1 pseudogene is annotated in these 517 nt (G+C 36.4%); it reads left to right on the forward strand.

Annotation, left to right across the window (positions count from 1 at the left end):
* Positions 1-185: 185 nt before the first annotated feature.
* Positions 186-517: pseudogene (locus B2V92_RS05305) on the forward strand (hypothetical protein); the annotation flags it as partial.

Consider the following 517-nt stretch of genomic DNA (forward strand, 5'->3'; position numbering starts at 1 on the left):
AATGAACTAATGACCAATGAACCAATTCCTTCCGTTCATCTCCTTTCAAACAAAACACATAATTCATTGCAATAAAGAATGTTACACATCCATAAGTTTGCCGGTCTTTTGTAAACCACGGTTCTCTTTTCCAAAATATCTTGTAGGTAATTTTAGCTGTATCAACAATTAATTTAAACACATAAATGACCACAAAAAACTTTATGCTCTTTGCACTATTAATGGCAACGGGTTCAAACATTTTTGCGCAAAAAACCATAGAAATTGCGACAAAAAACAGTGTACTGATCCTGGAAACGGATAAAGATAATGCACTGTTATCTACCTACATCGGCAAAAAACTCGAAAATGCAGCGGAATATAAGCACATACAGGCTTTGGATAAATATAAACCCGGTTCTGATGATCTTTTGAACAAACGTGAAGCCTATATTGCTTCCGGTTCGCTTAATTTGATGGAACCCGCGCTTAGCGTAACCCATGCTGATGGAAATAAATCTACCGTGCTTACCTTTTC

It is taken from the genome of Pedobacter sp. UBA5917 (assembly GCF_002432345.1).
In the GTDB taxonomy this organism is placed as follows: domain Bacteria; phylum Bacteroidota; class Bacteroidia; order Sphingobacteriales; family Sphingobacteriaceae; genus Pedobacter.